This is a genomic window from Serratia marcescens subsp. marcescens ATCC 13880, assembly GCF_017299535.1.
GTDB lineage: Bacteria > Pseudomonadota > Gammaproteobacteria > Enterobacterales > Enterobacteriaceae > Serratia > Serratia marcescens.
Window position 1 is genome coordinate 2,158,160 of sequence record NZ_CP071238.1, and the last position, 17,998, is coordinate 2,176,157.

The following is a 17,998-nucleotide window of genomic DNA, read 5'->3' on the forward strand; positions in this document are numbered from 1 at the left end:
ATTGGACCTGCCTTATGCCCGCTTTGCCCTCGCGTACCCGCGCCACGTTGTTCGGTTTATTGGCCATTGTGCTGTGGAGCAGCGTGGTCGGCCTGATTCGCAGCGTCAGCGAAGGGCTGGGGCCGATCGGCGGTGCGGCGATGATCTACAGCGTCAGCGCGGTGTTTTTGCTGGTGGCGCTCGGCGTGCCGAAATGGCGCAGCTTTCCGCGGCCTTATCTCATCGTCGGCAGCCTGCTGTTCGTCAGTTACGAGATCTGTCTGTCGCTGTCGCTCGGCTACGCCAATACCCGCCTGCAGGCGATAGAAGTGGGCATGATCAACTACCTGTGGCCCTGTTTCACCGTGCTGATGGCGCTGGCGATCAACGGCCAAAAGGCGAAATGGTGGCTGCTGCCGGGGCTGCTGCTGTCGCTGTTCGGCATCGGCTGGATCATGAGCGGCGAGGGCGGCTGGTCACCGGCGCAGATGCTGGCCAACGTGCGCAGCAACCCGCTCAGCTACGCGCTGGCCTTCAGCGGCGCGGTGATTTGGGCGCTGTATTGCAACCTGACCAAGAAGATCGCCCAGGGCAGCAACGGCGTGGTGCTGTTTATCGTGCTGACCGCACTGGCGCTGTGGCTGAAGTACGCCTTCAGCGCGGAAAGCGGCATGCAGTTCAGCGCCGGCGTGACCGTGACGCTGCTGTGCGCCGGGGTGGCGATGGGGGCGGGGTATGCCGCCTGGAACGTCGGCATTCTGCGCGGCAACATGACGCTGCTGGCGACCGTCTCCTATTTTACCCCGGTGCTCTCGGCGGTGTTCGCCGCGCTGGTGCTGCACACCTCGCTGACCGCCAGTTTCTGGCAGGGCGTAGCGATGGTCACACTCGGCTCGCTGATCTGTTGGCGGGCAACTCGCGGAAATTATCGGAAATTATCCGCTGTCGTCGCAATGTTGAACTAGAATTTAACTAGCCATGTTGCCTGAAGGAACGACGACGATGAGAAGCGACATTCAATTTATTCAACAGCCTGAAATCGACGTGCATCACTATGAGCGCGGTGATACCGTTCGCCTGACTACGGCGAATTTGCGACATGAATATCAGCTCGACGTTTATATTTTGCGCCGCGACGACAAGCTGATTTACGGCTCGGTCGTCGCGGCGGCGCCCAAGACCGATATCCCGGTCGCCAGTTGGGAGGTGAAAAACGGCGAAGAGGTGGCGTTCCGCCAGGAAAACATCGCCAAAGCGGTGCCGGCGGTGAACTGATTTTACGTTCCGCACTTTCTCCTGATTCTGATGAAGGCCGACGCTGGCGCGTCGGCTTTTTCTTTTCCAGGGCGTGATCACGCCCTGATGTCATTTGGCTCAAAAACTGCGCTAAAAGACGCGGTGCATGACAAAAATCACAGCGAATGTGAATTTGTATGAAACATAATTTGACAAATGTGAACGCAATCGATTACCTATTCGCGAAATGCGTAACTGGATCACAGATTCTTACAGTCAGTGGTTTCTATAATGCGCGCGTCATCCGAGTTTCTGTGTGAAGACAACGCCAGGTGTCGGCAGACTCATTGTCATCTTTTCTAAACGGGCAGGAAATGGCCCTTTAAGCATGTGGTAATAAAATGAAAAAAATAGCTCTCGCAGCAGGTGTACTGCTCGCAGCGTCTTACAGTGCATCATCAATGGCTGATAGCAAAGACAGTCAATATGTCTCCGACTGGTGGCACCAGAGCGTTAACGTGGTGGGCAGCTACCACACCCGTTTCGGACCGCAGCTGAATAACGACGTGTATCTCGAATACGAAGCCTTCGCCAAGAAAGACTGGTTCGACTTCTACGGTTACGTTGACGTGCCGAAGTTCTTCGGCGTGGGCAATACCCCGGATCGCGGCATCTGGGACAAAGGCTCCCCGCTGTTTATGGAGATTGAACCGCGCTTCTCCATCGACAAGCTGACCGGCACCGATCTGAGCTTCGGTCCGTTCAAAGAGTGGTACTTTGCCAACAACTACATCTATGACCTGGGCCACAACGCCGACGGTCGTCAAAACACCTGGTACATGGGTCTGGGCACCGATATCGACACCGGCCTGCCGATGAGCCTGTCGATGAACATCTATGCCAAATACCAGTGGGAAAACTACCAGGCTGCCAACGAGAACAGCTGGGACGGCTACCGCTTCAAGGTGAAATACTTCGTGCCGCTGACCCAGGTGTGGGGCGGCAATCTGAGCTATATCGGCTTCACCAACTTCGATTTCGGTTCCGATTTGGGCAAGGACAGCCATTGGGTTGACGGCACCGGCAAACAGGTGCGCACCAGCAACTCGATCGCCTCCAGCCACATTTTGGCGCTGAACTACGATCACTGGCACTATTCTTTCGTGGCGCGTTATTTCCATAACGGCGGCCAGTGGCAGGATGGCGCGGATATCGGTACCCCGCAGGGCCCGATCAAGTCTACCGGTTGGGGTTATTACCTCGTGGTCGGCTATAACTTCTGATTTTCCGTGCTATCAGAAACAGAAAACCCCGCCTGGCGGGGTTTTTTTTCGTCATCACTGGGCTTGTTCAACCGGGAGATGCTTCACCGGCATAAACAGTCTGCCTTTGATCACGTGACATTCATTATTTATCCAACTAATGATTTGTTCACGGCTGACGCCTTCCGACTGCGCGTACCGATGAAGATCGCCATTAAAGTGCCGAGTGATGTATTCCATGAGGGTCATTTGCACGTCTTTTGCTCCTGAACGCCCACCCGTTGCCAGCCTGGCCACCGCGGGAGGTTGAGGTTTCTCAGACAGCGAATGTAAATTATCGGCAACCAAATCTCAACATAAAGCACCAGATTGGGGCGACAGCGGTGTGAAAAAGAATCCCGCACGGAGAGGCGGGAAATGTTCGCTATTATCATTATGGATGATAAGAATAAGATTTGAGGTGCGACGAAAAAGAGCACGCTAACTCTTTTTTGTTACCTTCCCACGCTAGCGTAAGGCTTATTTTTCTTCAAGAAAAATCTGAGACAAGCATCGGCATTTTCGAGGCATTTTGCGTTGAGACAAGGTTTGAAAGCGAATGCCGTAAAAGCGCACCGTTATCTCGGAGTTTTCCTTATACTTTGTCTGGAAAAGGCTAGCTATAGTCAACAGAGTCACCCACGCAGGAATACACAACATGAACAAACGTCGTACGACTCTCACGGTGTTGGCGCTGATTGCATCGCTGGGGTTGTCATCCGCCCCGGCCTTGGCCGACAAAGGCGGCAATGGTAACGGCAACGGGAACGGCCATGGTAACAGCGGCAATCACGGCAATAACGGTAACCATGGCAACAACGGCAATCACGGCAACAAAGGCAATAAAGATAAAGGCGGCTATAGGAACGACGATAATCTGGTCTCCGTCAGCCTCTCGCGCGACCGCGCCCGTTCGCTGGCGCACAACTATGGCCTGACCGGCTACAGCTCGCTGCCACCGGGCATCGCCAAAAATCTGGCGCGCGGTAAACCGCTGCCGCCGGGTATCGCCAAAAAAGTGGTGCCTTACTCGATGCTGCGTGAGTTGCCGCAGTACCCAGGTTATGAGTGGCGTATCGCCGGCGACGACCTGGTGCTGGTCGCACTCAGCACCGCGATTGTGGCCTCCGTGATCAATGGCGTTTTCGACTAACGTTTGTCGGGCGTTATCGGGCCTCGCTGCGGCGGGGCCTTTTTATTTGCCAGCGCGGGGCGGACGTGGTGAACTTTGGGCCTGACCTTTTCACTGCATCATAAGGGAGGCGCCATGTTCAGGGCGTTATTGATAGCCTGCTGTTTGACCAGTTTTCCGGCGTTGGCAGACGGCGCTGCCGCCATCGGCGAGCTGGTGAACCAACGGCTGTCGTTGATGAAAGACGTTGCCGGTTACAAGGCGCAGCAGCATTTACCGATCGAAGACCTGGCGCAGGAGGCGAAGGTGTTGGCCAGCGCGCAGGCGGAGGCGGGGCGTTTGGGGCTGGAGCCGGCGTCGGTGCGGCCTTTTATCGCCGCGCAGATGGACGCCGCCAAGGCGATTCAGTACCGCTATCGTGCCGACTGGCTGGCGAGCCCGGAGCCCGGCTGGCAGCCGCGGCCGTTGGCGCAGGTGCGCCCGCAGATCGCGCAACTGAGCAGCCAGATATTGCAACGCCTGGCGGAGCGGCTGCGTGCCGGCCCGCTCGGCGAGGCGGATCGGGCGGCGTTTATGGCGTCGGTGGATCAGGTGAATCTCAGCGCCGCCGACAAGCGGCGGCTGGCGGATGCGCTGCTGGCCGTCAAAACCGGCAGCGCACGCTGAGCGTCAGTCGCGGCCGACGGTGCTGCGGCGGAAGGTCAGCATCCGGCTGCGGTTGGCGATGAGATCCACGTTGTAACCGCGGAAATAGAGGCAAAAGCGTTTTAACCACGGGCCGTCCTGGCACTCCACCAGCATGCGGCCCTGGCCGAGCGGGCTGAGCGTGCCGGTTTGCGCCGCCGGACCGACGCCAATATGCACCCGATCGCCGCGAATTTCAAAGGCGGTGCGATAGTGCGGGTGATACCACAGCCCCTGCACATGCTTCAGGCAGTCGCCGTTGGCCGTGACCGGCAGAAAACGGCGCGCCACATGCCCGACTTCGCCCTCGATCGCTTCACCGGTCCATTTCAATTTGAGCGGCATATGGGCGGACAGCGACACGGCGTACCCGTCCTCGCCCTGATACAGCGGTTCATCGCTGCCCAGATAGGCCAGGTTGCCGTCTTTGACCTCCAGCCAGTGCGGCTCCGCCAGCGTGGCGTAGAGGCCGTCGGGGATCGCCGTGCTGCGCTGCGGCAGCGGTTCGCCGAGCAGCGCCGCCATCACCTGCAAAGCCATCCCGAAACTGTCGCAGTCTTCGCGATTGGCCACCAGCGCGACGCCGGCCTGACGGTCGGGCGCCAGCAGGAAATAGGTTTTGTAACCGGCGTGGGAACCGCCGTGGCCGAGCAAGCGGCGGCGGCCCAGCGGGGTTTGCGCCAGACCCAGGCCATAGGCGCTGAGCTGGCCCTGATTGAGACGGCGCGGTGCACTGAGTTGCGCCAGCACGCCCTGGCCGGGACCCTGGTCGGCCAGCAGCGTCTGCAGCCAGCGGGTGAGGGCGTTGAGGCTGCCGGTCAGGCTGCCGGAGGCGGAAAGGTGCAGGCCGGCGCTGGCGTGTTGCCAGCCCTGCGGCGCACGCCAGTAACCCGGCACCAATCCCGGCACCACATCGAACCAGCTTTCCGGCGCCCGCATCTGCACCTGCAGCGGCCGGGCGATGTGCTGTTGCACCAGTTGGTCGAAATCATACCCTTTGCTGCGCAGCGCGGCCTCCAGCAGCCGATAGCCGGTATTGCTGTAGGCGATCTCGCTGCCGGCTTCGTAGTTCAATTTCTCCAGCCCCTCGACAAACCGCATCACCGGCTGCGCCTCGCTGACGGCATGCAGCGATATGCCCAGCAGACCGAGCGTCTCGCGCACGTCGGGCAGGCCGCCGGTCATGTCCAGCGCCTGGCCGACGGTAACGTCCGCCAACGCGGGCTGCAGGGCGGGGAGCAGTTCACCCAGACGTTGCTCCAGCCGAATGGCGCGATCGGTGGCGTTCAGCGCCAGCGCGGCGAAGATATGCTTGGTCACTGAAGCATAACGCACCACGCTGTCGGCGGTGAAGGGGGTGTTCTGCGCCAGATCGGCCAGGCCGGCGCAGGCGGTGGCGCGGCGTTGTTGGGCGTCAAACAGGGTGATGGCGCCGCCGGGTTCGCCATGCCGTTGCCAGCCGGCCAGCAGTTGTTCGGCCAAGGCGCCGGCAGCGCGCCAGTTTAACGGTGTTACAGACATAGGGCCTCCAGAGAGTATTCGAAACGGGCCAGCTGGCCACACGCCGCCCGGCGCGGAGCGCGGGCTTTTGGGCTGATTGTGGCGCAGTACGTTTTTCGTCGGCCGCTGTTTTGTGCGCTGTTTAGACCAGTTAGCGGGGAATCACGCGAAACTTTGATATAGCGCGCAGATTGCTGCTGGCGTTGCGGTTAGAGGCGGGAGAAAAACAGGCGCGCGGCGGCGCCTGTTAAGGGGGATCAATTCAGTCTGGCGGCGCCGTCCAACAGGCTTTCAATCATCTGCTTGAGCAGGCGCTGCAGCGAGGCGGCGCGCTGGGGCTCGAACGCGAAAGGATACTGTTCGGACATGTAGTTGACCTGCGCCAGTTCGAGCTGGATCGCATGCTGTTGTTGCTGCGGCTGACCATAGGCGCGGGTGATATAACCGCCCTTAAAGCGACCGTTCAGCACGTGGGTGTACTGCTGTTGCTGCTCGCAGCAGGCGACCAGCCGATCGCTCAGCGCCTGGGCGCAGCTTTCACCGCCGTTGGTGCCGAGATTGAGATCCGGCAGTTGGCCGTCGAACAGCCGCGGGATCACTGAGGCGATGGAGTGCGCGTCGAACAGCAGCGCATAGCCGTGGCGCGCTTTGAGGCGCGCCAGTTCGTTCTGCAGCTGCTGATGATAAGGTTGCCAAATTTGCTGCAGGTAGGCGGCGCGTTCTTCGTCCGTCGGCGCTTTGCCCGGCAGGAAGCTTGGGCGGCCGTCGAACAGCACGTCGGGATACAGGCCGGTGGTGGCGGTGGTGTACAGCGGCTTGTCGTCCGCCGGGCGGTTCAAATCGATGACGAAGCGCGAATAGTTGCCGACCAGCACGCTGGCGCCCATCGCCCGGGCGAAGTCGTACAGCTGCGGAATGTGCCAGTCGGTATCGGGCAGCGGGCGAGCGTCGTCGGTCAGCCCGGCCTCGACCGCCGGCGTCAGTTGCGTGCCGGCGTGCGGAATGCTGATCAGCAGCGGCAGGCTGCCGGTCTGGAAGCTAAAAGGATCGCGAATGGTCATTGACGTACTTCTCCTCGGAAAATCACCGTACAGGGCAGTTGACCGCCCAACCAATAAGCCAGTTCCGCCGGCCGCGACAGCGGCCAGTGAACGAAGTCCGCCACCTTGCCGGTTTCCAGCGTGCCGTGGCTGTGCTGCAGCCCCAGCGCTTTGGCGGCGTGGGTGGTGACGCCCGCCAGCGCCTCTTCCGGCGTCAGGCGGAACAGCGTGCAGGCCATGTTGATCATCAGGCGCAGCGACAGCGCCGGCGAGGTGCCGGGGTTGGCGTCGCTGGCGATCGCCATCGGCACGTGGTGCTTGCGGAACAGCGCTACCGGCGGGCACTGAGTTTCACGCAGCAGGTAGTAGGCGCCCGGCAGCAGCACCGCCACGGTGCCGGCGTCGCCCATGGCGCGGGCGTCTTGCTCGGTGGCGTATTCGAGGTGGTCGGCGGAGAGCGCGTGGTGGCGCGCCGCCAGCGTGCTGCCGCCGAGGGCGGAGAGCTGCTCGGCGTGCAGCTTGACCGGCAAACCGGCGGCTTCGGCGGCGGCGAAGACTCGCTCCACCTGCGCCGGTGAGAACGCCAGATGCTCGCAGAAGGCGTCGACCGCATCCGCCAGGCCGGCGGCCGCCGCCTGCGGGATGATGGTGTCGCAGACCAAATTGATGTAGTCGTCGGCGCGGTTGGCGTATTCCGGCGGCAGCGCATGGGCCGCCAGACAGGTGGTTTTCACCTCGACCGGCAGCAGCTCGCCCAACTTGCGCGCCACCCGCAACATTTTCAGTTCGCTCTCCGGGCTGAGGCCATAGCCGGACTTGATCTCCACGCAGGTGACGCCTTCCGCCAGCAGCGGCCGCAGGCGGAACAGCGCCTGCTCCAGCAGCAGCGCTTCGTCGGCCTCGCGGGTGGCTTTCACGGTGGAGATAATGCCGCCGCCCTGTGCGGCGATGTCGGCGTAGCTTACGCCGTTCAGCCGCTGTTCGAACTCGCCGCTGCGGTTGCCGCCGAACACCAGGTGCGTGTGGCAGTCAACAAAGCCGGGGGTGACGATGCCGCCGTCGAATTTCACCGTTTCGTCCGCGATCAGGCCGGGCGGCAACGCCGCATGTTCGCCAATCCAGACGATCTTGCCGTCGCGCACGGCGATCGCGCCGTCGGTCAAGGTGTGATATTTGCCGTCGCGCATGGTGACGATATCGGCGCCGTGCCACAGGCTGTCACAGTGAATCTCAGACGTCATTGCTTTCCTCCGCCGGAGCCGTAGCTCCCACATGGTTGTATATACAATTAAAAACAACCTAACGCATTCACCGGGATGTCACAAGAGGCGGGAGAGATTTTGTTATCAGGATGTGATCGACCGCGGAGATGCGGGCGCAGGGGCGCCCGCCGGGGATCAGACTTCGCTGGTGAAGCGGCCGAACAGTTGATAACGGCTGCCGGGGTACAGCAGCCGGGCCGAGGTGACCACGGTTTTGCCGGACCAGGTGCGGCGATGGATCAGCAGGCCGGGTTCGTGGTCCTCCAGCTGCAGCAGCTCGCGCTCGCGCCGGGTGGGGATCACCGCTTCGACGATGTGTTCGCCGGCGGTCAGCGGCGCGGCCTGCGTCAGATAGGTATAGGGCGTGACGCGGTCGAAATCCTGCTTCAGGTAATCCGGCGCCACCAGTGGGTTGACGCAGCGGTCTTCCACCTGCACCGGCACGTCGTTTTCGTAATGCACGATCTGGGAGTAGAACAGCCGTTGGCCGGGCTGAATGCCCAGCGCCGTCGCTTCTTCCTCGCTGGCCGGGCGGGCCTTCAGCTCGAGGATTTTACTGCTGTGGTGATGACCTCGCGCGGCGATCTCATCGGCGATGTTGTGCACTTCCAGCAGTGCGGTATGCGCCTTGGCTTCGGCGACGAAGGTGCCGACGCCCTGCATGCGAATCAAAAAACCTTCGCTGGTCAGCTCGCGCAGCGCGCGGTTGATGGTCATGCGGCTGACGCCCAGTTCCGCCACCAGTTCACTTTCGGAGGGCACGCGCTGGTGCGGTTGCCAATGCCCCGCACGGATTTGATTCACGATCGCCTGTTTGACCCGTTGGTAGATCGGGGCGGGGGCATCGCTCATTGCAGCCGCCAGTTGTAACACGGTCTGTTGTTCAGCCACGACGTTAACCTCGTCAAATAAAAAAATAATAACACCAGTTTACTGTTGATGTCGGCGTATGTATATGTATATACAACTAGTGGCCGTCGCGCCAGAAACTTGCCGGCGACCGCCAAAAATTCCTTAAGACGCGCCATCGCCGCGCCTTATTCGCCGTTACATTAACCGTGGAATACTGCCATGCCTGCTTATTTTGCCCCACGCGCTTTGCTCCCAGAGGGCTGGGCGCATAACGTCCGGCTGGACGTCGATGCGCAAGGTTATCTGACTCAAGTTACCGCCAACGCTGAGCCGCAAGGCTGCATTCGGCTGCACGGCGACGCGGTGCCGGGCATGCCGAACCTGCACTCCCACGCTTTCCAGCGCGCGATGGCCGGGCTGGCGGAAGTGGCGGGCAACCCGCAGGACAGCTTCTGGACCTGGCGCGATCTGATGTACCGCTTGGTGCAGCGTCTGACGCCCGAGCAGGTGGAGGTGGTCGCCCGTCAACTGTATATCGAAATGCTCAAGGGCGGATACACCCAGGTGGCCGAATTCCACTACCTGCATCACGACGCCGACGGCAAGCCTTACGCCGATCGCGGTGAGATGACCGGCCGCCTCAGCGAGGCCGCGCATCAGGCCGGCATCGGCATGACGATGCTGCCGGTGCTTTACAGCTACGCCGGTTTCGGCGCGCAGCCGGCCCAGCCGGGGCAGAAACGGTTTATCCAGGACACCGAAAACTATCTGCATCAGCAGCAGGTGATTGCCCGTCAGCTGGCGGATCGCCCGTTGCAGAATCAGGGGCTGTGTTTCCACTCACTGCGTGCGGTGGAGCTGGGGCAGATGCAGCAGATTTTGGCCGCGTCGGATCGCACCTTGCCGGTGCATATTCATATCGCCGAGCAGCAAAAAGAGGTGAACGACTGTCTGGCGTGGAGCGGGCAGCGCCCGGTGGCCTGGCTGTATGACCATCTGCCGGTGGATCAGCGCTGGTGCCTGGTGCACGCCACCCATCTGGATCGCGACGAGCTGGAAGCGCTGGCGCGCAGCCGCGCGGTGGCCGGCCTGTGTCTGACCACCGAAGCCAACCTCGGCGACGGCATTTTCCCCGGCGACGCTTACCTGCAGCAGCAGGGGCGCTGGGGCATCGGTTCCGACAGCCACGTTTCGCTCAACGTAGTGGAAGAGCTGCGCTGGTTTGAATACGGCCAGCGGCTGCGCGATCAGCGTCGCAATCGCCTGACGACACCGGAACAGTCGGCGGTGGGCGATGTGCTGTACCTGCAGGCGCTGCAGGGCGGCGCGCAGGCGTGCGGCGCGCCGATCGGTCGGCTGCAGAGCGGCTATCGCGCCGACTGGCTGGTGCTGGACGGCGACGATCCGTATCTGGCGGCGGCGCCGGACGCCTCGATCCTCAATCGCTGGCTGTTCGCCGGCGGCAAAGAGCAAATTCGCGACGTGTTCGTCGGCGGCCGGCAGGTGATCGAGCAGGGGCGGCACGCGCTGCAGCAGCAGAGCAGCGCCGAGTTCCTGCAGGTGCTGAAAACCTTTCAGCAGGAGGCGTAATGAGCCTGACCCGTTTTAACTTCGCCGCGCTGCCGGTCAGCCCGTGGCGCAACGGCGGTGGGGAAACCCGTGAAATCGTCAGCTGGCCGCCGGGCGCGCAGGATTTTGACTGGCGCGCCAGCATCGCCACCATCGCGCAGGACGGGCCGTTTTCCGCCTTTGCGGGCATCGATCGTTCGATCACCCTGCTGGAAGGCGACGGCGTGCGGCTGTTCAGCGCCGGGCATATCGACCATCAGTTGGCGCGCGTCGGGGAGCCGTTCGCGTTTTCCGGCGACGTGGCGCTGGAAGCGACGCTACTGGGCGGCGCCAGTCAGGATTTCAACATCATGACACGCCGCGGCCGGCAGGCGGCCGAGGTGCGGCGCAGCACGGCGCCCGTCACCCTGTCACCCAACCGGGCGGGCGTGCTGTATGTGCTGAGCGGCGTTTGGTCGCTGCCGGAGGGCGGCGAACTGCGGGCGCGCGAGGGTGTCTGGTGGACGGCGGCGGGCGGCGAAGTGACGCCGCTGACGGCCGACGGCGCGATCCTGTGGGCGAACATCACAGCCTGCTAACGCAGAGTAGAGTCCTGCGCCCGGTTATGGGATTATTCACTTTTCCCCATTAATCATAAAGAAGGGCGCATGGCTTCGCTGAAAGACGTCGCAAAACTTGCCGGAGTCTCGTTGATGACGGTGTCCCGCGCCATCAATGAACCCGGCAAGCTGCGGCCGGAAACCTATCACCGCGTCAAACAGGCGATCGACGAGTTGGACTACGTGCCGGATCTGTCGGCGCGGCGTATTCGCGGTGACGGAAATCGCGTACAGACGCTCGGCGTGCTGGCGCTGGACACCGCCACGACGCCATTCTCGGTGGACATGATCCTGTCGATTGAAAAAACCGCGCGTGAGCGCGGCTGGAACAGCTTCGTCGTCAACCTGTTTGCCGACGACAACGCTGAACAGACCGTCGATCTGCTGTTGGCGCATCGACCGGACGGCGTGATCTTCACCACCATGGGGCTGCGTCAGGTGGATGTGCCGGCCAAACTGTTGGACAAAAGGCTGGTGCTGGCCAACTGCGTCAGCCCGGCGCACGCGATCGCCAGCTACATTCCTGATGATGAGCAAGGGCAGTATGACGCCACGCGCGCGCTGATCGCCAAAGGCTATCGTTCGCCGCTGTGCCTACATTTACCGGCGGATACGCTGGCGGCGGGGCTGCGCCGTCGCGGTCTGGAGCGCGCCTGGCGCGAAGCGGGGCGCGATGTTGAACAACTGCGGCAGTATCATCTCGATCTGAGCGGCGGCGATCAAGGCTATCGCGACTGCGTCGCGTTGCTGGCGCGGCATTTCTCTGCGGGACGGCGCGATTGCGATGTCGTGGTATGCGGGAACGATCGGATAGCGTTTCTGGTGTATCAGGTATTGCTGGCGCAAGGATGGCGGATACCGCAACAGGTGGCGGTGCTGGGCTACGACAACATGGTTGGCATCGGCGAACTGTTCCTGCCGGCGTTGACGACGGTGCAATTGCCGCACTATGCGCTGGGTCGCCTTGCGGCGCTGCATGTGATCGAGCAGCGGGAACAGCGTGATACGGTGAAAGTGCCTTGCCCGCTGTTGGCGCGTGGTTCGCTGTAACCGCACCGGGTGCGTCGCTGCGTGCCCGGTGCTCATTCCCATTACCCCCAGATGCTCGCCAACTGCCACCCCGTGATGGGCTCGAACTGCGCCCGGCCGCCTTCGGCGAACAGGCTGAGGCGGCGATCGCCCGCCGTCGGATAGAAGCGGCTGGTCAGGCAGGCCTCTCCCTGATTAACGAAGATTTCCAGCGAGGAGCGGTCAATAAAGATCCGCAGCGACACGGTGTCACCTTCCGGCAGCGGCACACTGCGGCAGGCACACAGCGCCGGGTGCTTATTAAAACGCTCCAGCACCAGTCGGTGTGACTGATTGTCGACGTACAGCCGCGCCGCACTCCCAATGGCCAGCCCGTAACGTTCGGCGTCGCTGTCGGCCTGTCTCAACGTCAGGATGAGCTCCTGCATATCGTTCGCCAGCGGCAGTTGCTGATTGGTCAGCGTCTGCGCCGACAACGCGTGTGACTCTCGGCGCAGCGCCGCCAGTTCACGCGCCGGGGTCATGCGGACGCTGCCGTCGGCGGCCAGCGTCAGCTCGCGCGGCAGGGTGAGGGCGCCGGCCCAGCGGTGCGCTTTGCTGGGCATCGGTGATTCCCACATATCCATCCAGGCAAACAGCAGCCGACGGCCGTCGGCGGCGGTGAAGGTCTGCGGCGCATAGAAATCGTGGCCGGCATCCAGCTCACAGAAGGGCTGGGTCACCGTAAAATCGCTATCAGGCCGCCAGTGGCCAAGCAGATAGCCGCTCTGGAAGCGATTGCGGTAGCGGTAGCCCTGCGCCGCCAGTCCTTGCGGCGAGAACAGCAGCAGGTGTTGTTCCCCCAGCGGGAAGAAATCCGGGCATTCCCACATATACCCTTGATGCGCCGTTTGCGCGCCGGCCAGCACCCGATCGAAGCGCCAGGCGCGCAGGTCGGCAGAACGGTACAGGCGCACCTGGCCCAGGCCGTTTTCTTTGGCGCCGACCACCATCCACCATTCGCCGTTCTCACGCCAGACTTTCGGATCGCGAAAATGCTGAATGCCGTCCGGCGGGACCAGCACCGGCCCGTGCTTGACGAAGCGTATGCCGTCTTCGCTGGTGGCCAGACATTGCACTTCCCGCACCTGGCTGTCGTCACCGGGTTCGCCCAGCCACACGTGGCCGGTGTAAATCAGCGTCAGCACACCGTTGTCATCCACGGCGCAGCCGGAAAAGCAACCGTCTTGGTCATAGGGCGCATCGGGCGCCAGGGCGATGGGCTGATGCTGCCAGCGTATCAGGTCGCGGCTGGTCGCGTGCCCCCAGTGCATGGGCCCCCAGTGCTCGCTATAGGGATGATGTTGGAAGAAGGCATGATAGACGCCGTCAATACAGATCAGGCCGTTGGGATCGTTGATCCAGCCGGCGGGCGGCGCGAGATGGAACTGCGGATAATAATCGTCTCGGCGTTCTGCGCGCAGGGCTTCGACCGCATGGTCGGCTTGAGCTAAGGCAGTATTCATTGGACAGACTCACTTGATTTAATGGCGGATGGAAAGGGCGTTGCCGTGGCGGAGCGTTCGCCGCGCAGCAGGAAACAGGAGACAAGCGTGGTGGCGGCGACCGCGCAGCCCATCAGCAGATAGGTGTCGGCAAAGCCGATGCGGTCATAACCGTAGCCCGCCAGCGGTGACAGGAAGCTGGCCATCACCTGGGTGATGAACTGGAAACCTACCAGGTACAGCGTGGAGGAGAGTCGGCTGTCAAAGCGGCTCGCGATGTATTTGAAAATAGCGATCAGCAGGATTGGCAACTCTACGGCGTGCAGCAGTTTCATGGCGGAGATCATCAAGGCGCCGCTGACCAAGCCGGAGCCGAACATGCGCAGCGCCATTACGCCACCGGCCAGCAACAGCCCCTGTTTGGCGCCGATGCGGTTCACCAGTAGCGGGGCCAGGAACATGCCGCCGGCTTCGAGGAAGACCTGCAGCGAGTTGAGAAAACCGTACATCTCGTTGCCCTGTGCGCGAGAAGCGAACTGTGAGGCGAAGTAGACCGAAAATTGCTGATCGAAGACGTTGTATACGCTGATCCCCAGCACAAACACCACCAGCGCCCAGAAGCCGGGCATGCGCAGTAGCGCCAGCGCGTCCTGCAGCCGCAGGTTTTCCGGTTTGCCGAACGCCAGGCCGGCCATGGCATTCGGCTTCAGCTCGCGTACCTGGCTGAGCAGCACCAGGAACACCACGGCGGCGGCGGAGGCCAGCCAGAAATTGATGTTCGGATTGATATTGAAGATAAAACCGGCCACAAAGGTGGCGCTGGCCCAGCCAAGCGAGCCCCACATGCGGGCGCGGCCGAATTCGAAACCGCTGATGCGGCTGACTCGCTCGGTATAAGATTCCAGCGCGCCGATACCGGCGAAGAAGGTCGCGCCGATGAACACCCCGCCGACCAAAGCGCCGAGCGGCAGGCTGCTCGCCAGCAGCGGGGCGTAAACGTAGATAAAGAACGGGCCGGTCAGCAGCAGCATCACGCCGAGAAACTGCAGCAGGTGTTTGCGCAGCCCAAGTTTATCCTGAATAAACCCGTACAGCGGCTGTGCGCACAGCGCCACCAGCGAGATAGCGGAGAAGATCAGGCCGGTCTCGGCGCCTTTCAGCCCGATCTTTTGATTCAGCCACAGCGAGATCAACGAAAAGCTGGAAGACCAGGTGAAGAAAAAGAAGAACAGCAGGCCGCTGAGCAGCACGTAATATTTTTTCGTTTCGCGGTTCATGGGTAGGGCCCCGGTGAGTGAAGTTAGCTCTATTGTTAACGTTAACTCGCGAAGGTATGAAGCGGCCAGATATCACACATGAGATGTTAATCACAAAAGTTAACGTTAACATTTTTACCTTGTGATCGAGGTCACGAGTTGGCAAGGGGGCGATGTGCCCCCGCAGGATTAACGTTCGTTCAGCGAGCGCAGATGATCGTCGCGGCGCAGCGTCATCAGCGCAAACAGGCTCACCACCGAGGTGGCGACCACGTAGTAGGCGGGAATGTCGATATTGCCGGTCTGTTTGATGAGGCCGGTGATAATCAGCCCGGCCGAACCGGAAAACACCGCATTGGATAGCGAGTAAGCCAGCCCCAAACCGGTATAGCGCACCCGGGTCGGGAACATCTCAGCCAGCATCGCCGGGCCGGGACCGGCCAGCAGGCCGACCACGGCGCCGGCGACCATCACCGCCAACCCTTTGGCCCACAGTGAACTCTGCGCATCCTGCAGCAGGTGCAGTAAGGGAAAGGTGAACAGGATCACCGCCGCCACCGCCGTCAGCATCACCGTTTTACGTCCCAGTTTGTCGCTGATGATGCCCGCCGGCAGAATGGTCAGGGCGAAGCCGACGTTGGCCAGCACCGTCGCCACCAGCGCCTGCTGGAAGGTGGCGTGCAGCGAGGTTTGCAAATAGGAAGGCATTACCACCAGAAAGGTATAGCCGGCGGCCGACCAGCCCATCATGCGGCCGATGCCGATCAGTATGGTTTTCGCTACGCCGCCCAAGCTCGCTTCCGGCGGTGGGGCGTTGTGTTCCGCGGCCTGTTGCGCCTGGGTAAACGTGGGCGTCTCTTCGAGCTTGAGCCGCAGCCACAGCGCCACGGCGCCCATCGGCAGCGCCAGCAGGAAGGGAATGCGCCAGCCCCAGTCATGCAGCTGCTGCGCGCTGAGCAGCGCGGCCAACAGCGCCACCAATCCGGCGCCGGCCAACAGGCCGAGCGCGACGGTCAGCGACTGCCAGGCGCCGAACAGCCCGCGCTTGCCCTTCGGGGCGAACTCGGTCATCAGCGACACGGCGCCGCCGAATTCGCCGCCGGCGAACAGCCCCTGAAACATGCGCAGCAGCGTCAGCAGCAGCGGGGCGGCGACGCCGATCGAGGCATAGGTCGGCATGACGCCGATCAGCGCGGTGGCCAGCGTCATCAACAGCAGAACCGCAATCAGCGTCGGGCGACGGCCGATGCGATCGCCGATGCGGCCGAAGATCACCGCGCCGATCGGCCGACAGAAAAACGCCAGCGCGAAAGCGGCGTAGGTGAGGATCAGGCTGGTGATTTCATTTTCACCCTGCAGCGTGAAAAAATTGGCGGCGATAACGGTGGCCAGGAACCCGTATACGCCGAACTCATACCATTCGATAAAGTTGCCGACCGAGCCGGCCAGCAACGCCTGACGCGAGCGGCGCGCGTCGAGAGTCTGTTGATTCATCCCCGTTCCCATATTTTGAATTATTGTTCGTCAGTTCTAAATTTATACGACAAAACAATCAATTGATTTCAGCGGGAACTGTGAGGCGCGATTCACCAGAGCAACGGCGCTGGCTCGCGGCCGTTTTCGGCGTAGTACAGCGACGGCAGGAACTGCGCCAGATAGCTGAACTCGTTGTAGCAGTGGCGCATCAGGTTAAACCCGATGTCATCCGACAGTTCGTCGTGGGCGTTGGCGCAGGCTTTACCCAGCAGGAAGCGGCTGCGCAGCACGCACCCGTAGGGCGTATCGCGCACCAAATGCAGCATCTCGCCGTCGCAGGGATCGCCGTTGTCATCCAACGCCACCTGATCGCCGAAGCCGATGCGCGCGCAAACCGCGGCGGAGAGCGCCTGCGCGTCACGCGCCTGGCGCAGCGGCTGCGGCGCGAAGAAGTCATCGGCGGCGTGGAACTTGAGGCGCGCCGCGACCGGCGGCAGCTCCGCCAGCCATTCGACCGCTTCGATGCTGGCGCCGATGTAGCTTTCCCCTTTTTTCCAGTGGCGATCCCAGCCGCGATGTTCGACGTGATCGTGCGGGTGCCACCAGTTGATGTGCTGCGTGTTTTCGAAGAAGGTGAACCACCAGTCCAGCATGCGTCCTTTGCAGCCGTGCAGATCGGTACGAATCGCGACGGTGAGCAGGCCGTCGGCGCTGCGACTCAGCCCCATCTCCAGCCGCAGCGGTTCGGGCCTGAGCAACTCGTTGATATCGTTGACGCCCCACGGCGCCAGCAGGGAAGGGTGTGTCATAATGGGTTCCTGTTTTATTTTGGAAACTAGTATCGTTTCCAAAATAAAACTATGCTGCTATGCTGAGTCTGTCAATGCTTGTGAGGAATAACGATGGCGAACCCGAATGAAGAACCGCCGCGCGCTCGCGGTCGGCCGGCCACGCCGGAAACGGCGCTGCGCGCCGCGCTGGCGCAGGCGACGCTGGCGTTGCTGCTCGACGGCGGCTATGCCGCAGCAACGGTGGACGCGGTGGCGAAACGCGCCGGAGTGGCGAAAAAAACCCTGTATCGGTTTGCCGCTAATCGCGACGAACTGGTCGCGCAGGCGGTGAGCGGCTGGACCGAGGCGTTTCAGTCGGCCTTCGCCGAGGATGCCGGGCAACGGGCGGCGGTGGCGCCGCTGTTGGAAAAAGGGCTGCAGGCCATCGCGCAGCAGGTATTGAGCGCCGAGGCGGTGGGGATGTTTCGGCTGTTGCAAAGCGAGTTTCCGGGGCGCGAGGCGCTGCTGGACAGCTATCAGCGTAACGGCATTCAGCGCGGCCGGACGACGGTGGCGGACTGGCTGCAGCGCCAGCAGCAGTGCGGGTGGCTGCGTGAGCGCGACTGGGCGCAAACCAGCGACCTGATGTTGGCGATGACCATCGCCGAACCGCTACGGCAGATGACGCTGGGACTGTTGCCGCCGGGCAGCGCGATCGACGAACGCATCGCGGCGGCGGTGGCGCTGGTGATGCCGGGTTTGCTGGCGGAAGGATGAAAACAAGAAAGGGCCGAGAGTTCGGCCCTTAAACAGCAGAATGCAAAACGTC

General features: G+C 62.0%; 18 protein-coding genes. 9 read left to right on the top strand and 9 right to left on the bottom strand.

The features are described 5' to 3' along the window. The first annotated feature begins 14 nt into the window (after positions 1-14). The 3 genes from yddG (at position 15) to J0F90_RS10400 (ending at position 2,498) form a co-directional block, all read left to right on the top strand. Positions 15-944 (top strand): aromatic amino acid DMT transporter YddG, encoded by a 930-nt coding sequence (yddG, locus tag J0F90_RS10390; protein WP_042705749.1) that lies wholly within the window; start codon positions 15-17, stop codon positions 942-944. A 37-nt stretch (positions 945-981) separates the two neighbouring features. Continuing rightward, entirely contained in the window at positions 982-1,254 is a 273-nt protein-coding gene (locus tag J0F90_RS10395) for a hypothetical protein (protein ID WP_004941292.1), read from the top strand. Positions 1,255-1,616: 362 nt separating this feature from the next. Further along, positions 1,617-2,498, top strand: a complete 882-nt coding sequence (locus J0F90_RS10400) for a nucleoside-specific channel-forming protein Tsx (protein ID WP_004941293.1) — start codon at positions 1,617-1,619, stop codon at positions 2,496-2,498. A gap of 54 nt (positions 2,499-2,552) precedes the next feature. Here J0F90_RS10400 and J0F90_RS10405 read toward each other — a convergent pair whose 3' ends face one another. Continuing rightward, positions 2,553-2,732, bottom strand: a complete 180-nt coding sequence (locus tag J0F90_RS10405; protein WP_025160261.1) for a hypothetical protein — start codon at positions 2,730-2,732, stop codon at positions 2,553-2,555. Positions 2,733-3,174: 442 nt separating this feature from the next. On the opposite strand from J0F90_RS10405, the gene J0F90_RS10410 reads away from it, so the two are divergent. Next, positions 3,175-3,669 carry an anti-virulence regulator CigR family protein gene (locus tag J0F90_RS10410; RefSeq protein WP_033640576.1) on the top strand — a complete coding sequence of 165 codons (495 nt, stop codon included), beginning with the start codon at positions 3,175-3,177 and terminating at the stop codon, positions 3,667-3,669. A 114-nt stretch (positions 3,670-3,783) separates the two neighbouring features. Next, entirely contained in the window at positions 3,784-4,314 is a 531-nt protein-coding gene (locus J0F90_RS10415; protein ID WP_033640575.1) for a chorismate mutase, read from the top strand. A 3-nt stretch (positions 4,315-4,317) separates the two neighbouring features. On the opposite strand, the gene J0F90_RS10420 is transcribed toward J0F90_RS10415, so the two are convergent. The 4 genes from J0F90_RS10420 to hutC form a co-directional block, all read right to left on the bottom strand. After that, entirely contained in the window at positions 4,318-5,853 is a 1,536-nt protein-coding gene (locus J0F90_RS10420; RefSeq protein WP_033640574.1) for a serine hydrolase domain-containing protein, read from the bottom strand. A 236-nt stretch (positions 5,854-6,089) separates the two neighbouring features. Then, positions 6,090-6,893 (bottom strand): N-formylglutamate deformylase, encoded by an 804-nt coding sequence (gene hutG / locus J0F90_RS10425; protein WP_016928031.1) that lies wholly within the window; start codon positions 6,891-6,893, stop codon positions 6,090-6,092. After that, positions 6,890-8,113: an imidazolonepropionase gene (gene hutI, locus J0F90_RS10430; protein WP_033640573.1), complete on the bottom strand. Its 1,224-nt coding sequence runs from the start codon at positions 8,111-8,113 to the stop codon at positions 6,890-6,892. The genes hutG and hutI overlap by 4 nt, the downstream gene beginning before the upstream one ends. Positions 8,114-8,269: 156 nt before the next feature. After that, positions 8,270-9,025, bottom strand: coding sequence for a histidine utilization transcriptional repressor HutC (gene hutC / locus J0F90_RS10435; protein WP_028128056.1), 756 nt, complete (start codon positions 9,023-9,025; stop codon positions 8,270-8,272). A 180-nt stretch (positions 9,026-9,205) separates the two neighbouring features. Between hutC and J0F90_RS10440 the strand changes: the two genes are divergently transcribed. From J0F90_RS10440 to J0F90_RS10450, 3 genes are all read left to right on the top strand, one after another. Beyond that, a complete protein-coding gene (locus J0F90_RS10440) occupies positions 9,206-10,576 on the top strand; it encodes a formimidoylglutamate deiminase (RefSeq protein WP_033640572.1) in 1,371 nt (456 codons plus the stop codon). Next, a complete protein-coding gene (locus J0F90_RS10445) occupies positions 10,576-11,133 on the top strand; it encodes a HutD/Ves family protein (protein ID WP_033640570.1) in 558 nt (185 codons plus the stop codon). Before J0F90_RS10440 ends, J0F90_RS10445 begins: the two co-directional genes overlap by 1 nt. 69 nt (positions 11,134-11,202) lie before the next feature. Further along, positions 11,203-12,204, top strand: a complete 1,002-nt coding sequence (locus J0F90_RS10450) for a LacI family DNA-binding transcriptional regulator (RefSeq protein WP_033640568.1) — start codon at positions 11,203-11,205, stop codon at positions 12,202-12,204. Positions 12,205-12,245: 41 nt separating this feature from the next. On the opposite strand, the gene J0F90_RS10455 is transcribed toward J0F90_RS10450, so the two are convergent. The 4 genes from J0F90_RS10455 to J0F90_RS10470 form a co-directional block, all read right to left on the bottom strand. Further along, a complete protein-coding gene (locus J0F90_RS10455) occupies positions 12,246-13,688 on the bottom strand; it encodes a glycoside hydrolase family 32 protein (protein WP_033640566.1) in 1,443 nt (480 codons plus the stop codon). After that, positions 13,685-14,944, bottom strand: coding sequence for an MFS transporter (locus J0F90_RS10460; protein WP_033640564.1), 1,260 nt, complete (start codon positions 14,942-14,944; stop codon positions 13,685-13,687). Before J0F90_RS10460 ends, J0F90_RS10455 begins: the two co-directional genes overlap by 4 nt. A gap of 168 nt (positions 14,945-15,112) precedes the next feature. Then, a complete protein-coding gene (locus J0F90_RS10465) occupies positions 15,113-16,417 on the bottom strand; it encodes an MFS transporter (protein ID WP_033640562.1) in 1,305 nt (434 codons plus the stop codon). A gap of 92 nt (positions 16,418-16,509) precedes the next feature. Continuing rightward, positions 16,510-17,208 (bottom strand): DAPG hydrolase family protein, encoded by a 699-nt coding sequence (locus J0F90_RS10470; protein ID WP_016928021.1) that lies wholly within the window; start codon positions 17,206-17,208, stop codon positions 16,510-16,512. 93 nt (positions 17,209-17,301) lie between these two features. On the opposite strand from J0F90_RS10470, the gene J0F90_RS10475 reads away from it, so the two are divergent. Beyond that, the gene (locus J0F90_RS10475) at positions 17,302-17,946 is read left to right on the top strand and encodes a TetR/AcrR family transcriptional regulator (RefSeq protein WP_033640560.1); all 645 of its coding nucleotides are present in this window, start codon (positions 17,302-17,304) and stop codon (positions 17,944-17,946) included. Positions 17,947-17,998 lie beyond the last annotated feature (52 nt).

Excerpts from the sequence above, each read along its gene's own strand:
- yddG (WP_042705749.1), top strand. The coding sequence starts at position 15 with ATGCCCGCTTTGCCCTCGCGTACCCGCGCCACGTTGTTCGGTTTATTG.
- J0F90_RS10395 (WP_004941292.1), top strand. The coding sequence starts at position 982 with ATGAGAAGCGACATTCAATTTATTCAACAGCCTGAAATCGACGTGCAT.
- J0F90_RS10400 (WP_004941293.1), top strand. The coding sequence starts at position 1,617 with ATGAAAAAAATAGCTCTCGCAGCAGGTGTACTGCTCGCAGCGTCTTAC.
- J0F90_RS10410 (WP_033640576.1), top strand. The coding sequence starts at position 3,175 with ATGAACAAACGTCGTACGACTCTCACGGTGTTGGCGCTGATTGCATCG.
- J0F90_RS10415 (WP_033640575.1), top strand. The coding sequence starts at position 3,784 with ATGTTCAGGGCGTTATTGATAGCCTGCTGTTTGACCAGTTTTCCGGCG.
- J0F90_RS10420 (WP_033640574.1), bottom strand. The coding sequence starts at position 5,853 with ATGTCTGTAACACCGTTAAACTGGCGCGCTGCCGGCGCCTTGGCCGAA.
- hutG (WP_016928031.1), bottom strand. The coding sequence starts at position 6,893 with ATGACCATTCGCGATCCTTTTAGCTTCCAGACCGGCAGCCTGCCGCTG.
- hutI (WP_033640573.1), bottom strand. The coding sequence starts at position 8,113 with ATGACGTCTGAGATTCACTGTGACAGCCTGTGGCACGGCGCCGATATC.
- J0F90_RS10440 (WP_033640572.1), top strand. The coding sequence starts at position 9,206 with ATGCCTGCTTATTTTGCCCCACGCGCTTTGCTCCCAGAGGGCTGGGCG.
- J0F90_RS10445 (WP_033640570.1), top strand. The coding sequence starts at position 10,576 with ATGAGCCTGACCCGTTTTAACTTCGCCGCGCTGCCGGTCAGCCCGTGG.
- J0F90_RS10450 (WP_033640568.1), top strand. The coding sequence starts at position 11,203 with ATGGCTTCGCTGAAAGACGTCGCAAAACTTGCCGGAGTCTCGTTGATG.
- J0F90_RS10455 (WP_033640566.1), bottom strand. The coding sequence starts at position 13,688 with ATGAATACTGCCTTAGCTCAAGCCGACCATGCGGTCGAAGCCCTGCGC.
- J0F90_RS10460 (WP_033640564.1), bottom strand. The coding sequence starts at position 14,944 with ATGAACCGCGAAACGAAAAAATATTACGTGCTGCTCAGCGGCCTGCTG.
- J0F90_RS10465 (WP_033640562.1), bottom strand. The coding sequence starts at position 16,417 with ATGAATCAACAGACTCTCGACGCGCGCCGCTCGCGTCAGGCGTTGCTG.
- J0F90_RS10470 (WP_016928021.1), bottom strand. The coding sequence starts at position 17,208 with ATGACACACCCTTCCCTGCTGGCGCCGTGGGGCGTCAACGATATCAAC.
- J0F90_RS10475 (WP_033640560.1), top strand. The coding sequence starts at position 17,302 with ATGGCGAACCCGAATGAAGAACCGCCGCGCGCTCGCGGTCGGCCGGCC.